General features: G+C 67.9%; 1 protein-coding gene and 1 pseudogene. Both read right to left on the bottom strand.

The window, feature by feature from the left end; all coding sequences use genetic code 11:
• A pseudogene (locus DBR34_RS19305) lies at nt 1-93 on the bottom strand (thiol:disulfide interchange protein DsbA/DsbL); the annotation flags it as partial.
• A 124-nt stretch (nt 94-217) separates the two neighbouring features.
• Entirely contained in the window at nt 218-832 is a 615-nt protein-coding gene (locus DBR34_RS19300) for a thiol:disulfide interchange protein DsbA/DsbL (RefSeq protein WP_258224141.1), read from the bottom strand.
• Nucleotide 833: the final 1 nt, after the last annotated feature.

Here is an 833-nt window from a genome sequence, read left to right as displayed (position 1 = left end):
CGGGGCGGTGGTGTTGGCGGTGCCGTCCTGGGCCTTGCAGGCTGCCAGGATCGGCAGCAGGGCCAGCAGCGAAATCGCGAAACGGGTCTTCATCTAGGCATCTCCAGCGGATGAACATGGTGGGGCCGGCACCCGGGGTGCCGGCCAGAGGGGAATGATGGCATGCGCCAACGCGCGTCCGGCGTGGACGGTGTGTGACGGTTCAGCGAGCCTGCACTCAGCGCGTGCGTTCGCTGCGGGCCTTGACGATGAGGGCGTCGGCGTTGCGCAGCAGCGCCTCGAACGAGTCACCCTTGACCAGGTAACGGCCATTGATCACCAGGGCCGGGGTGCCGGGCACCTTGGTGCGCTGGGCGAAGGCGCGGGCGGCCTTCAGCTTCTGCTCGACCGCATCGCCCTTGATGGTGGCCAGGAAGCGCTCCGGTGCCACGCCGTAGTCCTTGTAGAACACGGCCAGCTCGTCCGGCGAGACGTTCTGCATGGGCAGGCTGTTCTTTTCATGCAACGCCTCGAACATGGCGCGATGGCTGCGCTTGGCCACGCCCAGCTGGTCGGCGCTGAAGTAGGCGCGTGCGAACGAATCCCAGACACCGCCGAACGCGGCCGGCACCGGGGTGAAGCGCACATCCTTGGGCAGCTTGGCGGCCCAGGCTTCCAGCTGCGGCTCGAATCGCGCGCAATGCGGGCAGGTGTAGCCGAACATTTCCACCACTTCGACCTTGCCGGCCAGCGGCGCATACGGGCCGGGCTGTTCGATCAGTTCGTAGTCGGTGCCTTCGACCAGCGCGACCGGCGCGGCCGCCAGCGTGGACAGGGGGCTCAGGGCCAGCAGC

Source organism: Stenotrophomonas sp. HMWF003, assembly GCF_003061285.1.
In the GTDB taxonomy this organism is placed as follows: Bacteria; Pseudomonadota; Gammaproteobacteria; order Xanthomonadales; family Xanthomonadaceae; genus Stenotrophomonas; species Stenotrophomonas maltophilia_AP.
Note: the sequence above shows the minus strand (reverse complement) of the source record. Positions and strands in the feature narration are given on the sequence as shown.